We start from the raw sequence: 6,135 nt of genomic DNA, 5'->3' as shown, positions 1-6,135 counted from the left end.
GTCCGGCGCCAGGCCCGCACCCGGCGCCATCGCCGCATTCCCGCCGAACTGCCCGCCGAACTGCCCGCCGAACTGCCCGCCGAACTGCCCGCCGCCCGCCGCATTGGCGTGCGCGAGCGCGGTTTCGGCCGTCTCGCCGCGTCCCGGAATCACGATCATCCCGTCGTCCGCGTGCGCGGCCGGGGCGGCGATCCACAGCGCCGCGGCGAGCGCAAACGCACGCCGGACGTGCGTGAGCCGCCCGTTCCTGCCGCGAAGTGCGCTGTCAGTCATCGCCGTATCCCCGATCCGTTGCTCCGCTTCGCATTCTAGGGAGCGGGGCCGTCGCGCAAACGATGAATAGAGGGGGCCTTTGCCGCGTTATTCGCCCGATTGCCGGTTGCGTTCGACGCCTACCATCGCTGTCATGGAAAAAAGCCTCTCGGGTCGCCATCCGGCGCGAGGGGCGTGCAGCGCTTCATACGGAGAGACGCACACATGCTGGACAAACTCGATGCGGAATTCGCGTTCGGCCGACAGGCGCTGGACGTGCGCGCCTACCGGCAGGAACTGCTGTCGTCGAACATCGCGAACTCCGACACGCCCGGCTACCAGGCCCGCGACGTCGATTTCGCGTCGACGCTCGCGCGCTCGCTGAAGCAGGCGGGCGGCGGCCTCGCGCCGAGCAACGCCGCGCAACTGCCGATGACGCAGCCGGCCGGCGTGACGAGCGGCATGTCGATGGTGTCGACGGCGGCAGGCCACATGGCCGGCACCGCGAAGCTGATCCCGACGGGCGGCCCGTCGGACGACTACGGCCGTGCGCAATACCGGATGCCGCTGCAGCCGTCGCTCGACGGCAACACGGTCGATCTCGACGTCGAGCGCGTGCAGTTCGCGAACAACGCGCTGCACTACCAGACCGGGATGACCGTGATGACCCAGCAGATCAAGGCGATGATCGCCGCGATCTCGACGAACCAGTGACGGCGCGCACCGCCTCCGAATCCGAGCAAAAGGAGCTTCCATGCCTTCGTTGATGAACATCTTCGGCGTCGCCGGCTCGGCGCTGTCCGCGCAGTCGCAGCGCCTGAACGTCACCGCGTCGAACCTCGCGAACGCCGACAGCGCGACCGGCCCCGACGGCAAGCCGTACAAGGCCAAGCAGGTCGTGTTCGCGACCGACCCGATCGGCGGCGCGCGCACCGCGTCCGGCCAGGGCGTGGGCGGCGTGCGCGTGACGAAGGTGATGGACGACCCGTCGCCGATGAAGTCGACCTACGACCCGTCGAACCCGTCCGCCGACGCGAACGGCTACGTGCAGATGCCGAACGTCGATCCGGTGCAGGAGATGGTGAACATGATCTCGGCGTCGCGCTCGTACCAGGCCAACGTCGAGACCCTGAACACCGCGAAGACGCTGATGCTCAAGACGCTGACGATCGGCTCGTAAGCCGCGCGCCGACCGACCTAGGGTCTGTTTACATATGGAACGCACATGCGAATGCCCGAAATCGCTCGTCCCCCAAGGGGACTTCCTCCGGGGCGTAGGGCAAGAAGTGAGGAGCGCCGTTTGGCCGCGCCAAACAAGCGACGAACGACGCCGCCATACGGGCGATTTCGGGCATTCCCGTGACGTGAATTTTTTAATTTGGGGTTGCTACGAGAACGGCCGCTCGCCGCGTTGCGCTCCTTGCGAATACGTCAGTATTCGCGGCGTCACGCGCCTCGCGAGCGGCCGTTCTCGTAGCAACGCATGCGCGTTCCATATGTAAACAGACCCTAACCCGACAGTTCCGACAGAAGGCTACCCAGGATGACTTCCTCCAGCACGACGATCGGCAGCAACGGCACCAACGTGTCGAAGCTGCCGACCGACACGATGAACACCAACAACGTGTCGTCGACCAACGGCACGTCGGCGAGCGACCTGCAGGCGACGTTCCTGAAGCTGCTCGTCACGCAGCTGCAGAACCAGGATCCGACCAGCCCGGTCGACAGCTCGCAGATGACGTCGCAGCTCGCGCAGATCAACACGGTGAGCGGCATCGCGCAGCTGAACACGTCGCTCACGTCGCTGTCGACGCAGCTCACGGCCGGCCAGCAGACGCAGGCCGCGCTGCTGATCGGCACGAACGTGCTCGCGCCGGGCAACGCGGTCGCGGTGAAGAGCGGCGCGGCGTCGCCGTTCGGCGTGTCGCTGTCGAGCGCGGTGTCGAACCTGACGATCACCGTGAAGAACGCGGCGGGCACCGTGGTGAACACGATCAACGCGGGCGCGCAGTCGGCCGGCACCGTGCCGTTCAACTGGACGCCGACCGACGCGGCGGGCAACGCGCTGCCGGACGGCAAGTACACGGTCAGCGCGTCGTACACCGACAGCAACGGCACGCCGCAGCCGGCCACGACGCTCGCGGCGTCGACGGTGCAGAGCGTGATCAAGCAGGCGGACGGCACGGCGGGGCTCGTGCTGTCGAACGGCACGACGGTGGGGCTGACCCAGGTCGCGTCGATTTTCCCGAACACCGCGACGTCTTCGTCCGGCAGCGGCACCACCAACTGATACTGACCGAGCAATCTCGAAACGGAGACCGAAATGGGTTATCAACAGGGTCTGAGCGGCCTCTCGGGTGCATCGAACGCGCTCGACGTGATCGGCAACAACATCGCGAACGCGAACACGGTCGGCTTCAAGTCGAGCACCGCGCAGTTCGCGGACATGTACGCGAACTCGGTCGCGACGTCGACCAACACGCAGATCGGCATCGGCACGGCGCTGAACGCGGTGGAGCAGAATTTCGGCCAGGGCACGATCAACACGACGAACTCGTCGCTCGACGTCGCGATCAACGGCAACGGCTTCTTCCAGATGTCGAACAACGGCGTGACGACGTACTCGCGCGACGGCACGTTCCAGCGCGACAAGAACGGCTACATCGTCGACTCGCAGGGCCGCAACCTGATGGGCTACGCAGCGAACACGGGCGGCGGCGTGATCAACACCGCGCAGACCGTGCCGCTGCAGGCGCCGACGACCAACATCGCACCGACCGCGACGACCAAGATCTCGGCCCAGTTCAACCTGAACTCGCAGGACACGGTGCCGACCAAGACGCCGTTCAGCGCGACCGACAACACGACCTACAACTACTCGACGTCGATCCAGGTGTACGACTCGCTCGGCGGCTCGCAAGCGGTCAACATGTACTTCGTGAAGTCGGCGGCCGGCACGTGGGAAGCGTACGCGGGCGTGCAGGGCGGCGCCACGACCGATCTCGGCACGGTCAACTTCAATACGTCGGGCGCGATCCAGAGCACGACGACGGGCACGCCGCCCGTGCCGACCACGTCGGTCGGCCAGTTCCAGTTCACGGTGCCGAACACCGACGGCTCGGCGACGCCGCAGAGCCTCACGCTCGACCTGACCGGCACGACGCAGTACGGCGGCAAGGACGGCGTGAACAACCTCGCGCAGGACGGCTATGCGAGCGGCACGCTGACGACCTACACGATCGGCACCGACGGCAAGCTGACCGGCAACTACTCGAACGGCCAGACCGCCGTGCTCGGCCAGATCGCGCTCGCGAACTTCAACAACCCGAACGGGCTGGTGAACCTCGGCGGCAACCAGTATGCGGAAAGCGCCGCGTCGGGCGTGCCGCAGGTCTCGGCGCCGGGCAGCACGAACCACGGCACGCTGCAGGGCAGCGCGCTCGAGAACTCGAACGTCGACCTCACGTCGCAGCTCGTCAACCTGATCACCGCGCAGCGCAACTACCAGGCGAACGCGCAGACGATCAAGACGCAGCAGACCGTCGACCAGACGCTCATCAACCTGTAAGCGCGGATAACGGGCAGCCATGGACCGACTGATCTACACGGCGATGACGGGTGCGTCGCAGTCGCTCGACCAGCAGGCGATCGTCGCGAACAACCTCGCGAACACGTCGACGACGGGCTTTCGCGCGCAACTCGCGACGTATCGCGCGGTGCCGATGAATTTCGGCGACGGCAGCACGATCGACCCGACGACGACGCGCACCTACGTGCTCGCGTCGACGCCCGGCGCCGACTACGCGCCGGGTCCGATCACGCGCACCGGCAACCCGCTCGACGTCGCCGTGCAGGGCGCCGGCTGGCTGGCGGTGCAGGCGGCCGACGGCAGCGAGGCGTACACGCGCGCCGGCAACCTGCACGTGGACGAGAACGGCCAGCTCGTCAACGCGAGCAACCTGCCGGTGGTCGGCAACGGCGGCCCGATCTCGGTGCCGCCGAACGCGGAAGTGACGATCGGCAAGGACGGCACGATTTCGGCGCTGATGCCGGGCGACCCGCCGACGGCGGTCGCGATCGTCGACCAGATGAAGCTCGTCAATCCCGATCCCGCCACGCTCACGCGCGGCAACGACGGGCTGTTCCGCACCGCCGACGGCAATCCGGCCGACGCCGACCCGAACGTGGTCGTCACGCCGAATTCGCTCGAAGGCAGCAACGTCAACCCGGTGAGCGCGATGGTCGCGATGATCGACAACGCGCGCGCGTTCCAGCTTCAGTCGAAGCTGATCCAGACGGCCGACCAGAACGAGCAGACGGCGAACCAGCTGCTCAATTTCAGCTGAGCGCCCGCGCCAGCCCACGCAGGAGACCTGACAAGTGAACCGTTCGCTCTACATCGCCGCCACCGGCATGAATGCGCAGCAGGCGCAGATGGACGTGATTTCGAACAACCTCGCGAACACCAGCACGAACGGCTTCAAGGCGTCGCGCGCGGTGTTCGAGGACCTGCTGTACCAGACCATCCGCCAGCCCGGCGCGAACTCGACGCAGCAGACCGAGCTGCCGTCGGGCCTGCAGCTCGGCACCGGCGTGCAGCAGGTCGCGACCGAGCGCCTGTACACGCAGGGTGGCCTCACGCAGACCGGCAACGCGAAGGACGTCGCGATCAACGGCGCGGGCTTCTTCCAGGTGCTGATGCCGGACGGCACGAACGCGTACACGCGCGACGGCTCGTTCCAGACCAACGCGCAGGGCCAGCTCGTCACGTCGAGCGGCTACCAGATCCTGCCGGCGATCACGATCCCGCAGAACGCGACGTCGCTGACGATCGGCAAGGACGGCGTCGTGACGATCACGCAGGCGGGCTCGACCAACGCGGTGCAGATCGGCTCGCTGCAGGTCGCGACCTTCATCAACCCGGCCGGCCTCGAGGCGCGCGGCGAGAACCTGTTCTCCGAGACCACGTCGTCGGGCGCGCCGAACGTGTCGCAGCCGGGCCTGAACGGCGCGGGCACGCTCAGCCAGAACTATGTCGAAGCGTCGAACGTGAACGTCGTGCAGGAGCTCGTCAACATGATCCAGACGCAGCGTGCCTACGAGATCAACAGCAAGGCCGTGACGACGTCCGACCAGATGCTGCAGACCGTCACGCAGATGAAGAGCTAACCGGAACACCCGTCGTCGCCATGAAGCAGGTTCGCCTCCTCCCGTCAGCCACCGTCCGCGCCGCGTGCGCGGTCGCGGTGGCGGCGCTCGCCGCCGGTTGCGCGCAGATTCCGCGCGATCCGATCATCCAGCAGCCGATGACGGCGCAGCCGCCGGCGCCGATGTCGATGCAGGCGCCCGGCTCGATCTACAACCCCGGCTACGCGGGGCGGCCGCTCTTCGAGGATCAGCGGCCGCGCAACGTCGGCGACATCCTGACGATCATGATCGCGGAGAACATCAACGCGACCAAGTCGTCGGGCGCGAACACGAACCGGCAGGGCAACACCGACTTCAACGTGCCGACGGCCGGCTTCCTCGGCGGGCTGTTCGCGAAGGCGAACCTGTCGGCGGCGGGCAACAACAAGTTCGCGGCGACGGGCGGCGCGAGCGCGGCGAACACGTTCAACGGCACGATTACGGTGACCGTCACCAACGTGCTGCCGAACGGCAACCTCGTGGTCAGCGGCGAGAAGCAGATGCTGATCAACCAGGGCAACGAATTCGTGCGCTTCTCGGGCGTCGTGAACCCGAACACGATCTCGGGCGCGAACTCCGTCTACTCGACGCAGGTCGCCGACGCGAAGATCGAATACTCGTCGAAGGGCTACATCAACGAAGCCGAGACGATGGGCTGGCTGCAGCGCTTCTTCCTCAACATCGCGCCGTGGTGAT

7 protein-coding genes and 1 pseudogene are annotated in these 6,135 nt (G+C 66.8%); 7 read left to right on the top strand and 1 reads right to left on the bottom strand.

The features are described 5' to 3' along the window. Positions 1-273 (bottom strand): annotated as a pseudogene (locus tag G3N64_RS29200) (flagellar biosynthesis protein FlgA); the annotation flags it as partial. A 204-nt stretch (positions 274-477) separates the two neighbouring features. Here G3N64_RS29200 and G3N64_RS29195 point away from each other — a divergent pair. The 7 genes from G3N64_RS29195 (at position 478) to flgH (ending at position 6,134) form a co-directional block, all read left to right on the top strand. After that, entirely contained in the window at positions 478-966 is a 489-nt protein-coding gene (locus tag G3N64_RS29195) for a flagellar basal body rod protein FlgB (RefSeq protein WP_085041863.1), read from the top strand. Positions 967-1,006: 40 nt separating this feature from the next. After that, complete coding sequence (gene flgC / locus G3N64_RS29190) at positions 1,007-1,432, top strand: flagellar basal body rod protein FlgC (protein ID WP_205787161.1); 426 nt, start codon at positions 1,007-1,009, stop codon at positions 1,430-1,432. A 363-nt stretch (positions 1,433-1,795) separates the two neighbouring features. After that, a complete protein-coding gene (locus tag G3N64_RS29185; RefSeq protein ID WP_205787160.1) occupies positions 1,796-2,542 on the top strand; it encodes a flagellar hook assembly protein FlgD in 747 nt (248 codons plus the stop codon). A gap of 33 nt (positions 2,543-2,575) precedes the next feature. Beyond that, positions 2,576-3,820 carry a flagellar hook protein FlgE gene (gene flgE / locus G3N64_RS29180; protein WP_205787158.1) on the top strand — a complete coding sequence of 415 codons (1,245 nt, stop codon included), beginning with the start codon at positions 2,576-2,578 and terminating at the stop codon, positions 3,818-3,820. 19 nt (positions 3,821-3,839) lie between these two features. Next, positions 3,840-4,598 (top strand): flagellar basal-body rod protein FlgF, encoded by a 759-nt coding sequence (gene flgF / locus G3N64_RS29175; protein ID WP_205787156.1) that lies wholly within the window; start codon positions 3,840-3,842, stop codon positions 4,596-4,598. Positions 4,599-4,632: 34 nt separating this feature from the next. Then, the gene (flgG, locus tag G3N64_RS29170; RefSeq protein WP_205787155.1) at positions 4,633-5,421 is read left to right on the top strand and encodes a flagellar basal-body rod protein FlgG; all 789 of its coding nucleotides are present in this window, start codon (positions 4,633-4,635) and stop codon (positions 5,419-5,421) included. A gap of 20 nt (positions 5,422-5,441) precedes the next feature. Further along, the gene (gene flgH / locus G3N64_RS29165; RefSeq protein ID WP_021164161.1) at positions 5,442-6,134 is read left to right on the top strand and encodes a flagellar basal body L-ring protein FlgH; all 693 of its coding nucleotides are present in this window, start codon (positions 5,442-5,444) and stop codon (positions 6,132-6,134) included. The last annotated feature ends 1 nt before the right edge of the window (position 6,135 follow it).

Origin of the sequence: Burkholderia sp. Ac-20344 (assembly GCF_017104975.1) — a bacterium.
Taxonomy (GTDB): Bacteria; Pseudomonadota; Gammaproteobacteria; order Burkholderiales; family Burkholderiaceae; genus Burkholderia.
Note: the sequence above shows the minus strand (reverse complement) of the source record. Positions and strands in the feature narration are given on the sequence as shown.

What these genes read in the sequence shown, in the direction of transcription:
- G3N64_RS29195 (WP_085041863.1), top strand. Translation starts at nt 478, where the DNA reads ATGCTGGACAAACTCGATGCGGAATTCGCGTTCGGCCGACAGGCGCTG.
- flgC (WP_205787161.1), top strand. Translation starts at nt 1,007, where the DNA reads ATGCCTTCGTTGATGAACATCTTCGGCGTCGCCGGCTCGGCGCTGTCC.
- G3N64_RS29185 (WP_205787160.1), top strand. Translation starts at nt 1,796, where the DNA reads ATGACTTCCTCCAGCACGACGATCGGCAGCAACGGCACCAACGTGTCG.
- flgE (WP_205787158.1), top strand. Translation starts at nt 2,576, where the DNA reads ATGGGTTATCAACAGGGTCTGAGCGGCCTCTCGGGTGCATCGAACGCG.
- flgF (WP_205787156.1), top strand. Translation starts at nt 3,840, where the DNA reads ATGGACCGACTGATCTACACGGCGATGACGGGTGCGTCGCAGTCGCTC.
- flgH (WP_021164161.1), top strand. Translation starts at nt 5,442, where the DNA reads ATGAAGCAGGTTCGCCTCCTCCCGTCAGCCACCGTCCGCGCCGCGTGC.